We start from the raw sequence: 19,980 nt of genomic DNA, 5'->3' as shown, positions 1-19,980 counted from the left end.
CCGGTCAGGGTTTCACGGCGACCGCGCCGAACTGCGGTACCGGCGCCGGGGAGTCGGTACCGGCGCGCCACTTCGAGCACGGCACGAGCCCCGGCTCCAGCAGCTCCAACCCGTCCAGGAACCCGGCGATCTCGGCGTGGGTCCGGGCGGTGACCGGCGGGGTGGCGTGGTCGTTCCAGAACCGCACCGCCTCGATGTTGCCCTGCCCGCCCGCCTCCGCGTCGACCGTCGGGTGGGTGAGGACGAGGAAGCTCCCGGAGGGGACCGCGGCCATGATCCGCCGTACCACCGCACGGGCCGTGTCCGTGTCGAGGACGAAGTTGAGGATGCCCAGCATCATCACCGCGACCGGGCGGGTGAGGTCCAGCGTCCCGGCGGCCCGCCGCACGATCGTGTCCGGGTCGTGGACATCGGCGTCCACGTAATCGGTGACGCCCTCCGGGGAGCTGGTCAGCAGCGTGCGGGCGTACATCAGCACCATCGGGTCGTTGTCGACGTACACGATCCGTGACTCGGGAGCGACCCCCTGCGCGATCTCGTGCGTGTTCTCGACCGTCGGCAGCCCGGTGCCGATGTCCAGAAACTGCCGCACCCCGTGCCCGTCCGCGAGCAGCCGCACCGCCCGGCCGAGGAAGGCCCGGTCCGCGCGGGCCACCTCCCTGATCACCGGCAGCATCCCGGCGACCTGCTCGCCGACCCGCTGGTCGGCCGTGTAGTTGTCCCGGCCGCCGATCCAGTAGTTCCACACCCGCGCGCCGTTCGCCACGGACGCCGCCGGCCCCGCCGGCCCGATGCCGCTCACGTCCGCCGTCCTTCCCCCGCCACAACGCCGTTGGCCGACATCGTGCCGTCCGGTGATCGCGCTGTCGCAGGAATCCCGACGGCCGTTTCGGATACGCAGGGTGCCAGTCACTGTGCCCCGGGTGCTGGTGTCCGTGCGCCTGGTGTCCGTTCGTCCGGGCCGTGTTCAGGGCCTGACCAACCGGTCCTGCTCGACGGGGGGAGTGCCGTCGTGCCAGGGCAGCGGCTTGCCGAAGCGGACCAGTTCGCCGTAGAGGGCGGGGTCGACATGCTCGGCGAGGAGCAGGTCGAGTACGGCGCGGGCGGCTTCGGCGGGGGACTGGGCCTGGCTGTAGTCGCTGAACCAGGGCCGGGAGGTGGCGGTGTCGACCATGCCCGGACAGACGGACGCGATCAGGGTGCCGGAGGCCAGGTCCCGGTCCCGGCGTTCGGCGGCGACCGCGCGGACGGCGGCGACCTGGGCGACCTTCGACGGCACGTTCAGCCAGACCGGCCAGCCCGCCTCGGTGGCCGTGCCCCGGTGGACGGCGCTGCGCCAGGACTCGACGGCGTACTCGACCTGGTCGAGGCTCGCGCCGTCGAACAGAGGGTGCAGCCGCGGGTCGAGGTGGCCGAGGGTGCCGAGGGAGCTGGCGACGACGAGCAGCCTGCCGCCCGGGCGCAGGACCGGTCCGAAGGAGCGCAGGATCGCGTGGGTGGCGGTGTTGGAGACGTCGATGAACTCGTCGGCCCGCGCCGACTGCGACTCGTCGGGCAGTACGCGGGCCACGGCGTTGGAGACGACGATGTCCACCCCTCCGTACCGGGCGCGGAGTTCGTCGGCGAGGCGGGCGACGGCGTCGGTGTCGGTGACGTCCAGGACCCGGCCCTCGACCCGGGCGCGGGTGCCGGGCAGCCCGGCGACGTCGGCGGCGGCGTCCGACACGCGCCGCTGGTCGCGACCGGTGAGCAGGACCAGGTCGGCCGGGTGCATCCGGGCGGCGAGGCCTTCGACGAGGGCGCGGCCGAGTCCTTGGTTGGCACCGGTCACGAGGGCGATACGGGAAGCGTTCATGGACTCCACGCTAGGAACGCCCCACCCATGAGTCCAACGAAAGTCACGCACAGCTGGTATGCGTGAACGTCATGGACTTCAACGATGTCTCACTGACCGCCCTGCGGGTCTTCCGCGCGGTGGCCGAACGGGGGACCTTCACCGCGGCCGCTGCCGCGCTGGGGTACACCCAGTCGGCGGTGTCCCGGCAGATCGCCGCGATCGAGCGGGCGGCCGGCGCGGAGCTGCTGGAGCGGCGGCGCGAGGGGGTGCGGCTCACCGCGGCCGGCCGGGTCGTCATGCGGCGCGCCACGGTCGTCCTCGACGAGATCGAGGCGACGGCGCGCGAACTGTCCGGGCTGCCCGAACCGGGCGGGACGGTACGGCTGGGCTGGTTCCCCACCGCCGGCGCCGTACTCGTGCCCCGGGCCCTCACCGCCCTGCGCCGGACCGACCCCGGACTGCGAGTGGTCGGCCGGGAGGGCACCACCCCGGCACTCGTGCGCGCGCTGCGCGCCGGCAGCCTGGACCTGGCCCTGCTCGCGTCGGCACCGCCCTTCCGGCCGCCGGACGCCGAGTCACCCGCGCTGGTGCTCCAGACCCTCACCGAACATGCCCTGTGCCTGGCGCTGCCGGCCGTCCATCCTCTCGCCCGCGGGGACTTCGTCGACGTGGCCGACCTGCGCGGGCAGCGCTGGATCGCCGGCTCCGCCTCCGGCGAGGACCGGCTGATGGGGGTGTGGCCCGGCCTGGACGAGCGGCCGGAGATCGCCCATGTCGCCCGCGACTGGCTGGCCAGGCTCCAGCTGGTCGCCGCGGGCTGCGGCCTGACGACCGTGCCGCCCGCCATCGCCTCGGCCGCGCCGCCGGGCGTCCGGATCCTGCCCGTCCGCGGCGGGCCCCAGGAACAGCGACGCCAGCTGCTGGCCAGGCTGCCCGGCCCGCCGGCCGAGGCGGTCACCCGGGTGGCGGCCGCCCTGCGCGCGACGGCGCTCGACAGCGACGTAACGGGGCCCTGAGACGAATCCCCGCCCCTTCCCTCGGGACAACCAGCGAGACGGTACTTACACCCTTGCCATGTCAGGACATAGCATCGGTCCCCGCATGAACACGATGACGCTCTGGCACATATCCGGCTGGGAGTTCGCCGCCCTGGCCCTCGCCGCGCTGCTGGTCGGTTTCTCGAAGACCGCCGTCAGCGGGGCCAACACCGTAAGCCTCGCCATCTTCGCTGCGGTCCTTCCGGCCCGCGCCTCCACCGGCGTCCTGCTCCCGCTGCTCATCGTGGGCGACGTGCTGGCCGTGGCGACCTACCGCAGGCACGCCCACTGGCCCACCCTGTGGCGGCTCTTCCCGGCGGTCGCGGTCGGCGTGCTGATCGGCACGCTGTTCCTGGTGTGGGCCGACGACGGTGTCGTACGGACCTCGATCGGCGCGATCCTGCTGCTCATGGCGGGCGTCACGGTGTGGCGCCGCCGCAGGGCCGACAGCGCCGACGACGACCCGGACGCGGTCACCACGCGGGCGGGCCGGGCGAAGGCCGGTTCGTACGGTGTGCTCGGCGGCTTCACCACGATGGTCGCCAACGCGGGCGGCCCGGTGATGTCGATGTACCTGCTGTCGGCCGGCTTCCGGAAACTCGGCTTCCTCGGTACCTCGGCGTTCTTCTTCATGATCGTGAACATCTCGAAGGTGCCCTTCAGCGTCGGCCTCGGCCTGATCGACGGCAACTCGCTGCTGCTCGACGCGGTGCTCGCGGTGTTCGTGGTCCCCGGCGCGCTCATCGGCCGCTGGGCGGTGAACCGGATCAACCAGCGGCTGTTCGAGCAGCTGGTGATCGCCGCGACGATCGTCGGCGGCCTCCAGCTGCTCCTGCGCTAGCCGGCCGTCCCGCCGTCCAGTCGGTTCAGCAACCCGGGAAGCTCGGCGAACGAGTCCAGCACATGATCGGGCGTGCCGCTCGCCCGGTCCAGCGTGTCCGGCCGGAACTTCCCGGTCCTGACCAGCACCCCGGTGATGCCGAGGCGCTGTGCCGCGAGGACGTCCGACTCGACGTCGTCCCCGATCATCAGCGCCTCCCCGGCGTCCACCCCGAGCCGCCCGAGCGCCGCCTCGAAGAAGGCCCGCGACGGCTTCCCGGTCACCTCGGCCTCGACCCCCGCGGCCGCCTCGAGCCCCGTCAGGAACGCCCCCGCGTCCAGTTGCAGCCCCGCGTCGGTACGCCAGTACAGGTTCCGGTGCATGGCGACGAGCCGCGCACCCTGCTGCACCTGCCCGAACGCCCGGTTCAGCGCGTCGTACCCGAACTCCGGCCCGGCACCACCGAGCAGCACGACATCGGGTACGACCGTGTCGTCGTCCGCCGCCACGAGGGTGACCCCGGCCAGGTCCTCCCGGACGTCCCCGCTGTTGAGCAGCGCGCACCGGGCACCGGCGAGGTGGGCGGCAGTCGCGGCGGGCGCGGTCAGGATGTCCTCGGCGGTCACCGGGAAGCCGGCCGCCACCAGCGTGTCCGCGATCGAGGCGCGGGTCCGGGACGTCGTGTTGGTCACCAGCGCGATACCGAACCCGGCCTCGCGGATCGCCCGCAGCGCCCCGGCCGCGCCGGGCAGCGGACGCCAGGACACGGTGAGCACCCCGTCGATGTCGATCAGCACCCCACGCACGGAAGCCATGCCTGGACAATAACCGCGCGGCAGCGGCGGAGCCGGGAATGCGACGGCGGGAGGCGGTGTTACAGCCATCGTGATTGACATGCTCGGGTCAGTAACCCCGGGTATGGGTGAAGGGAGGACCTCATGGCACGCAGCACCGCGCGTCCCGTCGTCAGGCTGAAGTCGACGGCCGGGACCGGTGTCACGTATGTGACCCGCAAGAACCGCCGGAACGACCCCGACCGGCTGGTCCTGCGCAAGTACGACCCCGTGGCCGGCGCGCACGTCGACTTCCGCGAAGAGCGCTGACCCACCGAGAACGACCGGGCCCGAGCCCATCGGGCAAGGGCCCCAGGAGGGAAACCCCATGAAGTCCCGCATTCATCCCGACACCCGGCTCGTCGTCTTCCGCGACCGCGCCGCGGACACCGCGTTCCTGACGCGCTCCACCGCGGACTCGTCCCGGACGGTCGAGTGGGAGGACGGCAACACCTACCCGGTGATCGACGTCGAGATCTCGTCCGCGTCGCACCCCTTCTACACCGGCAGGGCGCGGGTGCTGGACAGCGCCGGCCGGGTGGAGCGTTTCGAGCGCCGCTACGGCCGTACCGCCGCCGTCCGCGGCTGACGCGACCCGGCGGCCGACGACACGAGGAGGACAGAACGATGAAGGTGCGCAACTCCCTGCGCTCGCTGAAGGCCAAGCCCGGCGCCCAGGTGGTCCGCCGACGCGGCGTGGTCTACGTGATCAACAAGAAGGACCCCCGCTTCAAGGCCCGCCAGGGCTGACGGGGACCCACCCCAGGACGGCCGCCCGGCACCCCGCCGGGCGGCCGTCCCGCGTCCCGGCCACTGGGCGCAACCCCGTACGCTCGCCCCATGTCCCCGCACGTCCTGATCCTCGGCGGTACCGCCGAGGCCCGCGAACTGGCCGCCGAGCTCGCCGCGCACCCCGGTGTGCGCGTGACGACCTCCTTGGCGGGACGCGTCTCACGGCCGGGCGCGCTGGCGGGGGACGTGCGCGTCGGAGGCTTCGGAGGGGCGGCGGGGCTGGCGGAGTGGCTGCGGGAGGAGTGCGCGGACGCCCTCGTCGACGCCACGCACCCCTTCGCCGAGACGATCACCGCGAACGCGGCGCGGGCCGCGGCGGAGACCGGCGTCCCGGCCGTGGTGCTGCGCCGCCCGGGCTGGCGGCCGGGCCCGGAGGACCGCTGGCACCCGGTCGCCTCCCTCGCCGAGGCGGCCGGCCTGCTGCCGAGCTTCGGCCCCCGGGTCTTCCTGACCACGGGACGCATGGGCCTGTCCGCCTTCGCCCATCTGACGGACCACCACTTCGTCGTCCGGTCCGTGGAGGCCCCGGAGCCGCCCATGCCGCCGCACACCGAAGTGCTGCTGGCACGCGGCCCGTTCACCGTGGCCGACGAGACCGAACTGCTGCAGGAGAACCTGATCGACGTCCTGGTCACGAAGGACAGCGGGGGAGTGGCGACGGCCGCCAAGCTGACCGCCGCACGTCGACTGGGGCTGCCCGTCGTCGTCGTACGGAGGCCGCCGCTGCCGGACGGAGTGACCGCGGTGCCGGATGCGGCGGGCGTACTGGAGTGGCTGGGGCTCGGCTCCGCGTGATCGCCGAGCTCCTCGGCCCCGCCGACGGCGCGCGGCACCTCGACACGGCTCTCGGCGCTCTCGGCCCAGCTGGCGGGCGAGCAGGGGCGGCTTCCGGCCGGCGTAGGGAGCGGGCCCGCCGTGCGCGCGAGGCTCAGGCCGCCCTGGCGGCCGGCACCAGCGCCTCGGTCGGTTCGGACAGGCCGTCGGTCAGGTCCTCGACCAGCAGTCGTTTGGTTCCTCGGTCACGGTCACGAGGTCACTGTCACACCAGTGGGCTAACCCCTGCCCACCCGGGAGCACCGCCTGAGTGGGAGTCAGCTTTCCCTCGGACCCTCGGGGTGGCGGCGCAGCAGATACGTGTCCATGATCCAGCCCTTGCGCTCCCGCGCCTCGGCCCGCAGCCGCTCGATGCGCGGACCGGCCTCGGCGATCGGTCCGGAGACCAGGATCTCGTCCGGGGTGCCCAGATAGGCGCCCCAGTAGATATCGATGTCCTGGTCCGCGTACCGCCTGAAGGCCTGGTGCGCGTCCAGCATCACGACCACGTCGTCCACCCCGTCCGGCAGCCCCTCGGCCAGCCGCCGCCCGGTGGTGATCTGCACCGGGCGGGCCACCCGGTTCAGCCCCGTGCGATGCCGGGCCACCAGCGCCGACACACTGCTGATCCCGGGCACCACGTCGTACCCGAAGGACACCGTGCCCCCGGCCAGTACCTCCTCCAGGATCGCCAGCGTGCTGTCGTACAACGACGGGTCGCCCCACACCAGGAACGCGCCGGTCTGCTCCTCGCCCAGCTCCTCGCGGATCAGCCGCTCGTAGATGCCCGCGCGGGCGCTGCGCCAGTCATCGACGGCCGGCGAGTACGCGCCGCCGCTCGCGGCCCGGTCCCGCTCCGGATCCCGTGCCTCGACCAACCGGTAGCCGCCGTCCGGTATGTGCGTGTCCAGCATGTCCCGGCGCAGCCGGGTCAGGTCGCTCTTGACCTCGCCCTTGTCGAGGAGGAAGAACACGTCCGTGTCCCGCAGCGCCCGGACGGCCTGGAGGGTGAGCTGGTCGGGGTCGCCCGCGCCGATACCGATGACATGAATCTTTCGCACGCCCCGAGTCTGCCCCATGCCACTGACAGCGGGTCACCCCGGTGCTACGGGGCGCCGCGCAGCCGGGGCGCCTCGGCCGCGGCCTCGATGCCCACGGCACCGTCCTCCACCCGCCCGGCCAGCTCCCGCGCCCACCCCGCGAGCCCGCCGACATCCATCCCGTAGGGCCGCCGCACCCCGCTGCCGGCCGCCCACTCCTCGACCGCGCCCGCACCGCGCCGCAGCAGCCGCGCCCCGCCGGGCACGTTCCCCCGGGCCGAGTGCGTGAGCCCCACGGCGAGCTGGGCCAGCCCCCGCCACAGCGTCCGCTCGTCCTCGGGCCCCGACTTCCAAGCGTCCTCGAACACCTCGTGCGCGTGGAAGGGCTTGCCGGCGTCCAACAGCGCCTGGGCCTCGACGACCGTCTGCTCCGGGGTCCGTACGACCCCTTCCGGCTGCCGCTCGACGCCCGGCGCGCCGTACGGCAGCGGCCGCCCCAGCCCGTCCCGCGGCCGGGCGCTGCGCGCGCGCCCCTCGGTGTCCCGGTCCCGTGCACCTGCGCCCGTGTCTCCCATACGACCGATTCTCCCGCGTTCCCACGCCCCGCCCCCCACGCCCTCTTTCGGCACGCCCGGCAACGTGGGGTAAAGTGCTGTTCGCGCGATCACGCGGTCCACCGTGAGTGAGCGCATCGGGACGTGGCGCAGCTTGGTAGCGCACTTGACTGGGGGTCAAGGGGTCGCAGGTTCAAATCCTGTCGTCCCGACTGGAGACAGTCGCAGGTCAGGGGCCGTTTCAGAGGAGATCTGAAGCGGTCCCTTGATTATTCCTGGGGACCGCTTGGGGACCAGTTCACGTTGAAGGGGCTGTGGCGCACCTTGACCCGGTCAAAGTGCGCCACAGATGACAGGCCGGTGGCGCGGATACATGGTTTGACCTGTGATTTTCTAGTGCGTCCCGGACAGATGATGGCGGCGGGGCCCGTCTAGTGGAATGGCCGTCGGTACACCACTTCATCGAACGTGACCTCCCGGAGGCTGGCAGCTATCGACGTCTGGCATCGCGCTGGCTTGGCCCTGAGGCAGCGTGTGGCACGGATGTCGATGGGCCTGCTGACTCGTGCCAATTACGGCTGTTGAACCCTAATGCCGCCCGTTGATGCAGCCGGACGGCCCAATAAGGTCCAGGGCGCCCCCAGCGGCGATGAGGTTCCCTGCGGCATGTGCATGCATGGTCTGCGAACTTCACCGTGCCGGTGGCCTCGACGTCGGTCAGTGGCGGAGCAGGTCGTCGGCGCCGACTGTCAAGTAGGTCTCGGGAGTGGAGGCTTCAAGGGTCGACGTGGACGAGTGCGGCTTGGGCCAGCGTGAGACAGGGGCCATCCGGCACCTAGAGGGCCGTCCGGGGGGTCGGGCACAACTCGGCTGAGAGGATGCCCGCGTTGCGGTATAGCTCGCGCCCTGGACGCAGGGACCGGCGGACGGCCGAGGCGCGAGGTTCGTCGCCACCGTCTGGTGGGAAGTGCCGCTTTGTGCCGACCAGTCCGCTGCTGGGCTTCCTCTGTGCCTCCATCTTGGACGCGTACCCGGAGGTTCTGGCCGACCCAGCGTCTACGGCTGCGTGGTACTTCGAACCGATAGCGGTTACGACGCCTCGTCGCTGGAATCGTCAGTCGGTCCGCGGCACGGCCTCGACCAGACTGATCTGATGGATCTTTCGCCGACGCGGGCTGCAGTGGACATCGACGACGTCCCCTACCCGGAACCGGTCCTTGAGCTCGGGGTTCGCTGCGCGTGAGAACATCGGCCGGCTCCACTGGTCGACCTCGAAGGACCAGGCTTTCCGCGTCGCCGGGTCCTCGATGGAGCAGCAGTAGTGCGTGATGTCCGTGTACGGGTCGTCGTAGTGGGTGTCGTAGTCCCAGCGTGAGATGACGGCACCGCGAAAGCTCGCCTCGTCGGGAACGGCCAGGACCCGACGGCGGGCCGGCAGCCACAAACCCCACAGCAGTACGCCGGCGAGCAACGGAGCGGTGTCCCATTCCCAGGCCAACGCCGGGCGGTGCGCGGTCAGGGTCACCGCGACCAGGGCGCCAAAGGCGGCGCACACGGCCAGGGCCAGCAGCACGAGCTGCCACAGGTGTCCCCAGCGCGGGGTGTCCAGCGGCCCGGCGTCCACGACGTGCCACGATCTGCCGTACGCGGACCAGATCCGCTGCGGCTCGCGCACGGGAAGCGCCGATTCGGGACCAGCCGCTCCCACTTGGCGTTTGGGCAGCCGATGCTCTCCAGCGCGGTCGTGGGTCCGCCACTCGCGCGCGGCCTGCCGTCCGGCGGCCGTCAACCTGGGCCCGGATTCGAGCGGGACGTCTGACAGTCGCACCAGCCCCAACAGGCTGAGCACGAGGACCGCTTTGAGAATGATCCGCATCCACTCGGGACTGAACGAAACGCCGGCCCACAGGGCGCCGAACCAGGCCGCGAGGGCCGCACCCCGATACAGCAGCGTCACGTACTTGTTCCGGGCCGACCGTATGAGGCCAAGAGCGGTCGCCTCGTTGCGGACGCTGTTCTGAAAGCCGCGCCACCATACCCAGAACTCGTCGCCGTCGCCCGGCCCGAGGGCGCCTATCGGCACGCGGTCCACACCGCTTCGGCAGCGCCGGCGGATCCGTTCGACCATCAGTTCCTCGACGGGCCGCACCGGTGCCGAGTCGGCGGTCTGCGGGACGATCCGTACGGTCACCGTACCGTCGGCTTTCTCTTCACCCTGCAGTCGGCCCGTGCGGACCATTTCCAGGGCGGTGGTCTCGATGCCCTTCGGAGTTGTCTCGCCGTCTCCCATCAGCAGGTTCACCACACCGGCGGTCAACATTCGATATTTCATACGCCCCCCAGAAATGTGACCGAGACGACTGTAGATGCTCTTGGGGATCACCGCATCGGGGAAAACACGCGGCCGAGGCATCGTCGAAGCTGATGTCCGAGCTGAGAGCCACGCGATGTTCACCGCTGCCCTGTTGAAACAACGGGCTCAGCGGTGCGTGGATCTGTGCGGCGATTCAGCTGCGCGGGCGCGCTGTCGCCCTCCTGCGCTCCAACGGGACCAGCGTCTCGGCCAGGCCACTGGCGAGACTCCGTCAGGTCGGGGGCCCCCGTTACTGTTGGGCCGCCTGCGCAGGTGCGCAGTTGAGGGGCTTCGAAGGGGGGGGCACCAGGTATGTCAGAGGGGTTGGCCCAGTGGGGGCCAGAGCTTTTCTTGACGCGGGAACGAGAGCTACGTCGCGGCCTGGCACCCGAGAACGACATGGGAAGGGACATCGCTCAAGGGGGGTTCGAGCCCTGCCTGCTGACCCTTCTGCGGCTGTCGGTCGGCAGGCACTCGAGCACCGGTCTCACCAGTGGGTGGTTCCCGAGGGCGCTTGCCCGCACCGGCCACCTCGTCCGTGCGGCTGAGCTGGCGTACACGATCAGTGACGAGCTCAAGCAGGGTACGGAACTACTGGCGCTGGTGCAGGCCGCGGCGGGCGCGGGAGACCTGGGCGGCGCTCAGGCGCTGGCCGAGTCGATTCCCCTACGGCAGGTGCGGGACCAGGCACTGGTCGCCCTCGTGCCGGCGTGGGCCCGTGCCGGTGAGCGTGACCGGGCCGTCGCTCTGGCGGAGAGGATCCGCTACCCGCACAACTGGGCGTGGGTCTGGGCCCTGTTGGCGAAGGCGGTGGCGGACAGCGGCGACATCGATGAGGCGCTCAGGTTCGCCGCTCGCGCCGACGACGTGGTGAGTTCTTACGCCGCCGACGGGACGGAACAGGTGCTCGCCCTCCTCGTGGAGGTGGCCGTCGCCAGCGGCGACCATGACCGAGCCGCTGCACTTGCCGACCGCGTGGAGGACATCACCCGCTCCCGCAACTCGACAGGGTGGTCCCAGCCACGGCCCCTGGCGGCGGTGTTGGCCCGCGAGGCGCTGGCGGGAGACCTTCACCGGCTCGATGCTCTCCTGCGCACCCGGCCCGGACCGGCCGTCGGCGCCGGGGGCACGGTATGCGGGTGGGCGCTCGGCGAAGCCGCCGAACAGGACATGGTGGTCCCGGAAGGAGACCTGGACGAGGCCGCCGTTCGCCCGTTCCCTCCCGGATCCCCGCTCGACGCCTGGGACATGGCCTGTGTGCTGGACGCGGTCGTTCACAGCGCCGACCAGGACGTGGTCCTGGCCCTTGCCGACCGGGCCGAGACACTGCTCGAGACCGGCGACGGCCGTGATCACGACATTCTGCTGAGGTCCGTGACGCTCCTGCTGGCCAGGCACGGGCAGGTCGAGCGGGCCATGGCCCTCGCCGGCCGTCTCGACCCCGATCTGTCCGTGGCGCGGCAGGCGGACGTCGTCGGGGAACTGGCCCGGTCCGGTGACACGGGCGGTGCCGAGGCTCTCGCCCACACGATCAACGACCGCAGGGCACAGGACAGGGCGCTGATCGAAGTGGTCCGGGAGCTGGCCCGGCGTGGCGATCCAGGCTGGGCCGAGGCTCTCGTTCACTCGATCAACGACCGCTGGGCGCAGGGCGAGGCACTGGTCGCGGTCGTCCGGGAGACGGCCCGGCACGGCGATCACGCCCGGGCCGAGGCTCTCACCCGCTCGATCGCCCACCGCGCGACACGAGCCCGCGCCCTGGCCGCACTCGTGGAGTTGTCCGAGCCGTCCCACGCCCGCAGGCTCGCCGCGCAGGTCGTGATGGTTGCGGGCGACTGGGATCCTGTTCTGCCGGTCCTGGAGCGGATCGTCCCCCGTTCCGTGGCAGTGGTCGCCGATCGGATGATGAGCTGATCCGGGGCAGCCTCCTGATTGTCAGTGCTGCCTGCGAGACTCGTTCCATGATTCCCAAGCTGCCCCTGCACAGCCCTCGTTGGCTTGACCTCGACGGTGTGAAGGTCGAAGAGGTGAAAGCACTCCTGGAGCAGTTGTCCTCCGCGGCTGCCACCGGGAGCGACGATGGATGGAGGCAGACCTGGACGTACCTGGCCGGCGGCCTGATGGACGACGGGACCGTCTTCGACGGGGCCTATGCCGCTCTGCCGCATCTCGTCGAGGCGGCAGCGGCCCTGCCTCCGGGACAGACCGCGGACTTCTGGGTGGACTTGGGATGCATCGTGACCGCGGAGGACAGGCCCCCCGTCCCGGCCGATCTCGAGACGGGGTTCGGCGCCGCACTGCGTCTGGCCGAGCGGGCGGCCATCCGAAGCCTCCTTGCCGCCGATACCACCCCGCGGGTCTGCGCCCACCTCGTGCTCGCCTGCGTGGCCTTCGCCGGCCACCACATGGGCGAAGCGCTGTGGCGGTTCCCCGATCCCCGGGAAGGTGACCTCCTGCTGATATGTCCCGAGTGCGGGAGCGATACCGAGATCCCCGACTTCTTCGTGGACCCGGCACGTCCGCCCGCCGAGGCTCCGGGACGCCCTGATCCCGCCCATGTCAGGCAGGGAGGACATCCCTGGGGCGAGGTCGCTGCCGCCCTGCGGGAGGAGGCAGTGGGCGAGGAGTGGGAGCCCTTCCTGCGGGCGGCACGCGACGTCGCGGTGGCAGGGGTACCCCCCGAAACACCGGGACAGGCCGTCCTGTGTCTGGTCGTCGGCATGGTCGCCGTCGGGGGCACCCCGCAACAGGACGCAAGGGAGTTGGCCCGCCAACTGATGGCGCTCACCGGAGACTTCCGCTGCTGGGACTGCGAGCAGACGTGGACGATCGCCGACGGCCTGGCGGAGAACCCGGACGGTGCGAGCCCCCGGCACCGCCCGACGGAGGCGCGGGCGGACTCCGACGAGTCGGCCGCCATGGTGGAGTCGACGGCGCCCGGACGAACAGGTGAAGCGGCGACTCGGTTCCGGCAGGACGGGAACGCGGTGCTCGCGGCCGACGGCACCCCCTGGGGCCGTATCTCGGTGTTCTCCGATGTGCCGGTGTTCGCCGATTCGGCGCCCGGTTCATCCGGGGGTGTCAACGCGCTGGCGGTGGTCTCCCGCCCGGGTCGGCCGACGCTCGTGGCCGGCGCCGGGGACAGGGCCGTGGTGTGCCTGTGGGACGTGGCCGACGCCCGGCTCGTCCATGCCCCGCTGCCAGGACACCGTGACCGTATCCGCTCCATGACGGCCCTGCCCCTGCCCGACGGCCGCGTCCTTCTGGCGAGCGGAGGCGACACCGGGACGATCGCCCTGTGGAACCCCGTCACCGGGCAGCCGGTCCGCGAACCGGCCGGGGACTCGCCTGGCGGGGTGACCGGAATGTGTACCGCGATCGTCCCCGACGGCCGCACCCTGCTCGTCACCGCCACCCCCCGAGGCGCGGTCCGGCTGTGGGATCCGGACACCGGTGAGTGCGTCGGGCGCCTCAACCCCTATGGCAGTCCGATCCAGTCGATCGCCGCGGTCCCGATCTCCGCCGACCACACACTGATCGCGGCCGCGGATACCGGGGGCCGCCTTCATATGTGGGACCCTGCCGTCGAGGACCCCTGGCAACGCGGCGCGGCCGTGCAGTTGAGCGCCCGTGCCCTCGCCGATGCCGACCACCGGGTGGCAGCCGTGGCGGCTGTGCCCACACCCGACCGAACCATGTTGGCCACTGGGGACAACCAGGGCGTGGTCATGCTGTGGGACCTTGCCACCGGTGCCCCGGTCGGCGACGGTCTGCCCGCCTCGACAGGCACCGGGGGCCTGCCGGTCATCACCGCCTCCACCCTGCACGGCGGCCACACGGTCCTGGTCACCGGCACCCGTCACGGTCACCGGCTGCGGGTATGGGAACCGGAGACCGGCGCGGTGGGGCACATCGCCCTGGATGTGGTGCTCACCTGTCTGGCCACCGCGGGTCCGGACCTGATCGTCGGGCACGACCGCGGGGTCCTGAGCCTCCCGCTCACCAGACGATGAACGCGTTCAGCCGAGACCCGTCTCACCCCGTCGCGCGGAGCCTCGGGACGGATGCCGAGAACCCGCGCGACGTGCGCGATAGGCCGGTGCCTGTGGCCCGAACCTCGCGGATACCGCCCCCCCGCGCGGCTCGTCCGGCCACGGACGGGATGGGCGGGCACGCCGCGCTGCCATCGGCTGTGGACGCCGTCCCGCGGCGCCGGGCCGGGAGTTCACCGCCCGTGCGGCGTCCAACTCTCCGGCCGGTCCGCGTTGTCCCATCGATCCGTCGTAGCCGTCTCGCGTCGGCTTCGACCGTAAGGGGACCCGAGAGTTGCGAGGCCGGGCGAGGCCAACGGCCTGTAGGAACACGCGGATTCACGGTTGCGCTGCCCAAAAGCGACATGTCGGGGTTCGTTTCATTGCCGGCTTGCGCGGTCTGGTCGCGCACAAGGGCGCCGGGTGAACGCGGAAGGCCAACGATGCCTGGGCAGGGGGAGCGATGACTGGTGTCGACGTCGGCGACAGAACGCTGTGGAAGGTACCCGGCGGGGGCATTCCCTACCGGACGCCGGCCATAGCCGACGGCGCCGTCTATGTCCTTGATGATCTCTTCGATCTGGTGGCGGTCGACGCGGACACCGGACAGCGACGCTGGACACTGCCCAACGACTCCCCGATCGAGGCATCGCCGGTGGTCGGCACCGGCGTTGTGTACTTCGCCGACAGCGCCGGCCCTCTGAGATCTCTACCGAACCCGGCGGTTCACCCCTCGCTCTGCGCGCACCTCCGCTATGCGATAGGCGATGCGATGCAGACCGGACTCGTGCAGCGCGTCGCAGACCTGTGCGACGTCGGCTCGGCTGGCCGCCCATTGGATGACCGAGGCCAGGTCGGCTTCCTCGCCGTAGGTGAGCAGGTCGCGGCAGGGTGAATCACTGGATCGCTTCGCAGGCCGTGGTCATCGCGACCGGGACCTCCGCCACCGGGCACCGCGAGATCCTCCGTGTGGTGGTCGGCGACAGCGAATCGAAGCCGTTCTGGACTCGGCAGTGTCGGGGGCCGGGACCGGGCAGACGGCTTACGGAGTCGTAGTCGACGAGTATGCCCCAGGGAGAAGATGTCGCCCTCGGGGAGACGGTACCTGTGCGGCAGCGTCCAGCCGGTGGACCTAGCCATGGCGTCGACACGTTTCAGGGAGCGTCTGGCGGCAGAGCTATGACCGTCGGTGGGGACCAGCTGGGGACCACACAGTGTGCGCGATGGCGTACGAGGGATCCTGCTTCGCACATCATGCGTCCTGATTAGATCCGTTCTATCCAGAAAATTACCCTTGCCCCTTACTCCTGGGGGTCAAGGGGTCGCAGGTTCAAATCCTGTCGTCCCGACTTTGCGAAGTCGTAGGTCAGGGCCGGTTTCGGAGACATCCGGAACCGGCCCTTGATCGTTCTTGGGGACCGGTGTCCTCGATGCACGGAGCGCGCTGAAGTGTGCGGGGAGCGCCGTCCCGTTGCGTGGCATCGCGCAGGACGCCTCTGCCGCCGGACGGCCGGACGGTCTGGGACGCGCCCCCTGCCGTTCGCCTGCTCAGATGTGGAGTGATTCGGCGAAGACCTCGCGTGCCGCCGTGACGAGTCCGGCCAGGTCGCCGCCGTCCGCTCGGTCTCTCCGCCAGATCAGGACCGTGTTCAGGGTCGGCTTGAAATCCGTGATCGGCAGGACCGTCGTATTCTCCATCACGTAACCGCGCATGGGATTGTCCGGATTGAGGATGGAGAAATAGAAGGCCATTCCGCTGGAAACCAGCTCTGCGATACCCCCGTAATCGGAATCGGTCAGTTTGATGCGTTTTCTGATGCCCCGGGCGGACATCTCGCCGTCGAGCTGGTCGAAGTAGGCGGACCTGATCTCGTGCGGTGCGACGATGAAGGCCAGGTCGCCGAGGTCCGCGAGGGCCAGGGAGTCCCGGCCGGCGAACTGGTCGGCGGGTACCACCGCCCCCAGCCGCTCGGACATGACGTGCAGTAGGCCCAGTGCCGGATCGCTGACCGGCATCCGGGCCAGCGCGAGCGCGAGCCTGCCTTCGTGCACGCCGCCGACCAGCGCCTTGGTGGTACCGGGCCAGCGCAGGAGTTCGCACCAGTCGGCGGCACGCTCGGTGAGGTCCGATACACGTTCCCGCAGACGGGGGTGGAGTCCGGCGGGGATGCCCATGAACACCGTGGCGCGCCCCGACCGCGTCGCCTCGCGCAGTCGCCAGGGGATGGAGTTGAACTGCTCCAGTACGTCCCGGGCGAGGGGGAGCAGCGCCTCGCCCGCCGGTGTGAGCGTGACGCTGTGGGTGTCACGCTCGAACAGCCGCCTGTCCAGCTCCCGTTCCAGGTCCCTGATCCGCTGGCTGAGTGGTGAGGTGGCCATGTGCAGTCCGCGGGCCGCCGCAGAGAAGTTCAGCTCCTCGGCAACCGCGACAAAATACCGCAGATGCAACATATCCACGTCTATACGTTAACCCGATCAGCGGCCGGTCCGGAGGGGTTGTCGGCGGGCGCGGGGCTCGGGACGTCAGCTCGGCACGACCCCGCGCACATGGACGGCACCCGTCGCGCGCAGTCTGCCGGCCGGGGGTGCCGATGTGGTCGGGGACCGCCCGTCCGTCAGGCCGTCGGGGCGCCGCGCAGGGCTGTCAGAGCCGGGCCGTACATGCCCTCCTTGATGGCGCCGAGGGTGCCCGCGTCCTTGCCCGCCTGGGACCGGGCGATCTCCACGGCGGTCGAGAGCACCGCGTCCTCGGCCACCGCGTGGTCGATGATGCCCACGGTCGCGGCGTCCGTGCCGCCGTACCGTCGGCCGGTGACCATGGCCTCGTGCGCCGTCTGCGGTGTCAGCCGGGACTGGATCAGTGCCGACATGCCGGCGGTGAAGGGGATCTTGATGTCGGACTCGGGCAGACACCAGAAGCCGCGGTCCATCCGCATCACCCGGAAGTCGTGCGCGAGGGAGAACATCGCGCCGGCGGCGAAGGTGTGTCCCTGGAGGGCAGCGACGGTGATCATCGGCAGGGCCAGTACGCGGGCGAACAGGGCGTGGACCGTGTCGACGTAGGCCGCATGATGGTCGGCGTGGGCGGTCAGCCACTCCAGGTCCAGGCCGTTGGAGTAGAACTTGCCCGTCGCGGCGGTCACCAGCGCTCGGGGAGCGTCGGCCTTCTCCACCTCGTCCAGGGCGGCGTTGACGGACGCGAGCCAGTCGGGGTGGAAGCGGTTCTCGCCGTCTCCGAGGTCGAGCACGAAGACGGAGTCATGACGGTCGAGGGTAGGCATGTGCGCTCCAGGGGGCTGGGGGCGGTGAGGTGTGGTGTGGTGGGTTGGTGGGTTCTGGTACATGTGGGGACCGGTTGCCGGACCGGACCGGGCCCGTCAGGCGCCGCTCGCCTCGGCCGTGCCCGGGATCGTACCCGCGGCACGCAGTTCGGTGATCTCCCGCGGGGCGAAGCCCAGTTCGGCCAGGATCTCGTCGTTGTGCTCGCCGAGGTCCGGTGCTCGTCCGGCCGCGACCTTCGGTACCCCGCGGAGGTTGACCGGGCTGTTGACGGTGTACTCCAGCCCGGTGACCCCGTGCAGGGGCACGACGATGTCGTTCGCGCGAAGCTGTGGGTCCTGTGCCGCCTCCTCCGGCGTCTGGATGAGGCTGTAGGTGATGCGCTCGCGGGCCAGCGCGTCCTGCCAGTGGCTGAAGGGCCGCGAGCGGAACACCTCGTCGAGGAGGCCGCTCAGCGCGGCGGCGTTCTCCGAGCGCCCCTCGATGTCGGCGAATCGGGGGTCCTCGACCAGTTCCGGGTGGCCGATGGCGCGGGTGAGCCCCGGCCACTGCTGGCCCGAGGTGGCCAGCATGAACCACTCCCCGTCCCCGGTCCGGTAGGGGTTGGTCAGCGCGTTCACCGGCGCGCTCCTGTCGTGCAGTTCGAACGGCGTGCCCTTGGCGAGCGCCCCGGCGACGAGGGTTCCCGTCGCCCACACCCCCGTGGCCAGCAGTGAGGTTCCGACGCTGGTGCCCTGCCCGGTGACCGCGCGGCGGTACAGCGCGGTCACGATCGCCCCGTAGATCGCGACCGCCGAGGTGTAGTCGCCGCTGCCCCAGACGGGCACGGTCGGCGGGGCTTCGGCGTCACGGGTGGAGGCCAGCAGGCCGCTGCGCGACCAGAAGGCGGTGAGGTCGAAGCCGGGCTGCCGGGCGTCGGGACCTGCGTCGCCGAAGCCGGTGATGTCGGCGTAGACGACCTGCGGGTTCCAGCCCGCGACCTCCTCGTAGCCGAGGTGCAGCTTCTCGCGGGTGCCGTGCGGGAAGTTGGTGATCACCACGTCGGCCCACTCGACGAGCCGCTTCAGGACTTCGACGGCGGCGGGCGACTTCAGGTCCACCACCATGCCGCGCTTGTTGCGATTGGCCAGGTGCCATCCGTAGTTGGCCTCCGCCCGCGGGCTCGGTGGCACGAAGCTCAGCCGCCGCTGCGGATCGCCCGGCCCGGGCGGCTCGAGCTTGATGACGTCGGCGCCGAAGTCGGAGAGCATGGTCGCCGCGGCCGGTCCGGCGATGTAGGTGGACGCGTCGAGGACCTTCAGACCGGTGAAGACGGATGCGGATGCGGATGCGGGCGCGGGTGCGTGTTCGGTGGTCATCGCCGTCAGCCCACGAACGCGCTCTGGCCGGTGATGGCCTTGCCGACGATGAGGGTCTGCATCTGGTGCGTCCCCTCGTAGGAGTAGAGGGCCTCCGCGTCGGAGAAGAACCGCGCGATGTCGTTGTCCAGGAGGATGCCGTTGCCGCCGAAGAGTTCGCGGCTCCAGGCGACGACCTCCCGCATACGGGCCGCGACGAACTCCTTGGCCAGCGCCGACTGTTCGTCACGGAAGATGCCCTGGTCCTGCAGCCGGGCGAGCTGTACCAACAGGCCCCAGGACGCGGTGATGTTGCCGACGCTCTTGACCAACAGGTCCTGCACCATCTGGAACTTGGCGATCGGACGCCCGAACGCGACGCGCTGCTTGGCGTACTCCAGGGCGAGTTCGTAGGCGCCGATCATGACGCCCAGTGCCTGCCAGGCGACCCCGCTGCGGGTCTGGCGCAGTATCTCGCCGACGTCCCGGAAGCCCTTGATGTTCTTCAGCCGGTCGGCTTCGGGAACCTTCACGTCGGTCAGGGTGATCTCGGCGTTCTGCACGATCCGCAGCGCGATCTTGCCCTCGATCTTCACCGGTTTGAAGCCCGGGGTGTCCTTCTCGACTACGAAGGCCTTGACCTTGTTGTCCTCGACGTCCCGCGCGAAGACCACGACGTGGTCGGCGAAGGTGGCGTTCCCGATCCACTTCTTGGCACCGTTGAGCGTCCAGGTGTCGCCCTCGCGCCTGGCGGTGGTGCGCATGCCGCCCGAGACGTCGGAGCCGCCGTCGGGTTCGGTCAGGGCGAACGCCCCGATCTTGTCCATGGTGGCCATGGCGGGCAGGAACCTGTCGCGCTGCTCCTGGTCGCCGCCGTAGTAGATGGAGTAGAAGCCCAGCCCGTTGTGCACGCCGAAGAAGGTGGCGGACGAGGCGTCGACGCGGCCCAGTTCCATCGCCAGCATGCCGCCCAGCAGGTGGCTGATGGCGGGCAGGTGCTCGCCGTAGCCCTCGTAACCCAGGGCGATCAGGCCGCTGTGGCGGAACTTGTCGATCAGCTCCTCGGGCAGTTCGCCCTTGCCCCAGTACTCGTTCACCAGCGGCTTGACCTCGTCCCGCATGAAGGTACGGGCCTTGAGCAGAATCTTGTACTCCTCCTCGGACAGCAGCGACTCGTAGTCGTAGAAGTCCGCGGTCAGACGGTCCTCGACAGGGGTCGCGGAGGTCACGGGGGTGGGGGTCTCGGCGGTCATG

Annotated in this window: 19 protein-coding genes, 1 tRNA gene and 1 pseudogene; 11 read left to right on the top strand and 10 right to left on the bottom strand. The window is 70.8% G+C overall.

What is annotated here, in order from left to right:
- Positions 1 to 4: 4 nt before the first annotated feature.
- Together EDD90_RS05320 and EDD90_RS05315 are read right to left on the bottom strand one after the other, a co-directional pair.
- Entirely contained in the window at positions 5 to 802 is a 798-nt protein-coding gene (locus EDD90_RS05320; protein ID WP_123971990.1) for an SAM-dependent methyltransferase, read from the bottom strand.
- Between the two features lie 165 nt (positions 803 to 967).
- Positions 968 to 1,855: an SDR family NAD(P)-dependent oxidoreductase gene (locus EDD90_RS05315; RefSeq protein WP_123971989.1), complete on the bottom strand. Its 888-nt coding sequence runs from the start codon at positions 1,853 to 1,855 to the stop codon at positions 968 to 970.
- A gap of 71 nt (positions 1,856 to 1,926) precedes the next feature.
- Here EDD90_RS05315 and EDD90_RS05310 point away from each other — a divergent pair, with 71 nt between their 5' ends.
- Both EDD90_RS05310 and EDD90_RS05305 read left to right on the top strand, forming a co-directional pair.
- Positions 1,927 to 2,853 carry a LysR family transcriptional regulator gene (locus EDD90_RS05310; RefSeq protein WP_185148941.1) on the top strand — a complete coding sequence of 309 codons (927 nt, stop codon included), beginning with the start codon at positions 1,927 to 1,929 and terminating at the stop codon, positions 2,851 to 2,853.
- Positions 2,854 to 2,938: 85 nt separating this feature from the next.
- The gene (locus tag EDD90_RS05305; RefSeq protein ID WP_123971987.1) at positions 2,939 to 3,715 is read left to right on the top strand and encodes a sulfite exporter TauE/SafE family protein; all 777 of its coding nucleotides are present in this window, start codon (positions 2,939 to 2,941) and stop codon (positions 3,713 to 3,715) included.
- On the opposite strand, the gene EDD90_RS05300 is transcribed toward EDD90_RS05305, so the two are convergent.
- Positions 3,712 to 4,509: an HAD-IIA family hydrolase gene (locus tag EDD90_RS05300; RefSeq protein WP_123971986.1), complete on the bottom strand. Its 798-nt coding sequence runs from the start codon at positions 4,507 to 4,509 to the stop codon at positions 3,712 to 3,714. The two genes, EDD90_RS05305 and EDD90_RS05300, sit on opposite strands and share 4 nt — an antisense overlap.
- 123 nt (positions 4,510 to 4,632) lie before the next feature.
- On the opposite strand from EDD90_RS05300, the gene rpmG reads away from it, so the two are divergent.
- The 4 genes from rpmG (at position 4,633) to EDD90_RS05280 (ending at position 6,114) form a co-directional block, all read left to right on the top strand.
- Positions 4,633 to 4,797, top strand: a complete 165-nt coding sequence (gene rpmG, locus EDD90_RS05295) for a 50S ribosomal protein L33 (protein ID WP_046728127.1) — start codon at positions 4,633 to 4,635, stop codon at positions 4,795 to 4,797.
- 58 nt (positions 4,798 to 4,855) lie between these two features.
- Entirely contained in the window at positions 4,856 to 5,116 is a 261-nt protein-coding gene (locus tag EDD90_RS05290; protein ID WP_123971985.1) for a type B 50S ribosomal protein L31, read from the top strand.
- A 38-nt stretch (positions 5,117 to 5,154) separates the two neighbouring features.
- Positions 5,155 to 5,277, top strand: coding sequence for a type B 50S ribosomal protein L36 (ykgO, locus tag EDD90_RS05285; protein ID WP_093497747.1), 123 nt, complete (start codon positions 5,155 to 5,157; stop codon positions 5,275 to 5,277).
- A 90-nt stretch (positions 5,278 to 5,367) separates the two neighbouring features.
- Complete coding sequence (locus tag EDD90_RS05280; protein ID WP_123971984.1) at positions 5,368 to 6,114, top strand: cobalt-precorrin-6A reductase; 747 nt, start codon at positions 5,368 to 5,370, stop codon at positions 6,112 to 6,114.
- 296 nt (positions 6,115 to 6,410) lie between these two features.
- Here EDD90_RS05280 and cobF read toward each other — a convergent pair whose 3' ends face one another.
- Both cobF and EDD90_RS05270 read right to left on the bottom strand, forming a co-directional pair.
- Positions 6,411 to 7,193 carry a precorrin-6A synthase (deacetylating) gene (gene cobF / locus EDD90_RS05275; protein ID WP_260327647.1) on the bottom strand — a complete coding sequence of 261 codons (783 nt, stop codon included), beginning with the start codon at positions 7,191 to 7,193 and terminating at the stop codon, positions 6,411 to 6,413.
- 44 nt (positions 7,194 to 7,237) lie between these two features.
- A complete protein-coding gene (locus tag EDD90_RS05270; protein WP_123971982.1) occupies positions 7,238 to 7,747 on the bottom strand; it encodes a DUF309 domain-containing protein in 510 nt (169 codons plus the stop codon).
- A 117-nt stretch (positions 7,748 to 7,864) separates the two neighbouring features.
- Here EDD90_RS05270 and EDD90_RS05265 point away from each other — a divergent pair.
- Positions 7,865 to 7,938 (top strand) — tRNA-Pro (locus EDD90_RS05265).
- Between the two features lie 902 nt (positions 7,939 to 8,840).
- Here EDD90_RS05265 and EDD90_RS05260 read toward each other — a convergent pair.
- Positions 8,841 to 10,046, bottom strand: a complete 1,206-nt coding sequence (locus EDD90_RS05260) for a DUF2207 family protein (RefSeq protein ID WP_123971981.1) — start codon at positions 10,044 to 10,046, stop codon at positions 8,841 to 8,843.
- 432 nt (positions 10,047 to 10,478) lie between these two features.
- On the opposite strand from EDD90_RS05260, the gene EDD90_RS05255 reads away from it, so the two are divergent.
- The 4 genes and pseudogenes from EDD90_RS05255 to EDD90_RS05240 all read left to right on the top strand — a co-directional run.
- Positions 10,479 to 11,993, top strand: coding sequence for a hypothetical protein (locus EDD90_RS05255; RefSeq protein WP_123971980.1), 1,515 nt, complete (start codon positions 10,479 to 10,481; stop codon positions 11,991 to 11,993).
- A gap of 47 nt (positions 11,994 to 12,040) precedes the next feature.
- Positions 12,041 to 14,092, top strand: coding sequence for a WD40 repeat domain-containing protein (locus EDD90_RS05250; RefSeq protein ID WP_260327646.1), 2,052 nt, complete (start codon positions 12,041 to 12,043; stop codon positions 14,090 to 14,092).
- 481 nt (positions 14,093 to 14,573) lie between these two features.
- Complete coding sequence (locus tag EDD90_RS05245; RefSeq protein WP_123971979.1) at positions 14,574 to 15,005, top strand: PQQ-binding-like beta-propeller repeat protein; 432 nt, start codon at positions 14,574 to 14,576, stop codon at positions 15,003 to 15,005.
- Positions 14,993 to 15,118, top strand: a pseudogene (locus tag EDD90_RS05240) (transposase); the annotation flags it as partial. The gene EDD90_RS05245 and the pseudogene EDD90_RS05240, both read left to right, overlap by 13 nt.
- 540 nt (positions 15,119 to 15,658) lie before the next feature.
- On the opposite strand, the gene EDD90_RS05235 reads toward EDD90_RS05240, so the two are convergent.
- The 4 genes from EDD90_RS05235 to EDD90_RS05220 form a co-directional block, all read right to left on the bottom strand.
- On the bottom strand, positions 15,659 to 16,561 hold the full coding sequence (locus EDD90_RS05235; protein ID WP_260328685.1) for a LysR family transcriptional regulator: 903 nt from the start codon (positions 16,559 to 16,561) through the stop codon (positions 15,659 to 15,661).
- A gap of 164 nt (positions 16,562 to 16,725) precedes the next feature.
- Positions 16,726 to 17,391, bottom strand: coding sequence for an enoyl-CoA hydratase-related protein (locus EDD90_RS05230; RefSeq protein WP_123971976.1), 666 nt, complete (start codon positions 17,389 to 17,391; stop codon positions 16,726 to 16,728).
- Positions 17,392 to 17,487: 96 nt separating this feature from the next.
- Positions 17,488 to 18,747, bottom strand: a complete 1,260-nt coding sequence (locus EDD90_RS05225; protein ID WP_123971975.1) for a CaiB/BaiF CoA-transferase family protein — start codon at positions 18,745 to 18,747, stop codon at positions 17,488 to 17,490.
- Positions 18,748 to 18,752: 5 nt separating this feature from the next.
- The gene (locus tag EDD90_RS05220) at positions 18,753 to 19,979 is read right to left on the bottom strand and encodes an acyl-CoA dehydrogenase family protein (protein WP_123971974.1); all 1,227 of its coding nucleotides are present in this window, start codon (positions 19,977 to 19,979) and stop codon (positions 18,753 to 18,755) included.
- Position 19,980: the final 1 nt, after the last annotated feature.

Source organism: Streptomyces sp. Ag109_O5-1, assembly GCF_003814875.1.
In the GTDB taxonomy this organism is placed as follows: domain Bacteria; phylum Actinomycetota; class Actinomycetes; order Streptomycetales; family Streptomycetaceae; genus Streptomyces; species Streptomyces sasae.
The sequence above is the reverse complement of the archived record's forward strand: the minus strand, read 5'-3'. Positions and strand labels throughout refer to the sequence as shown.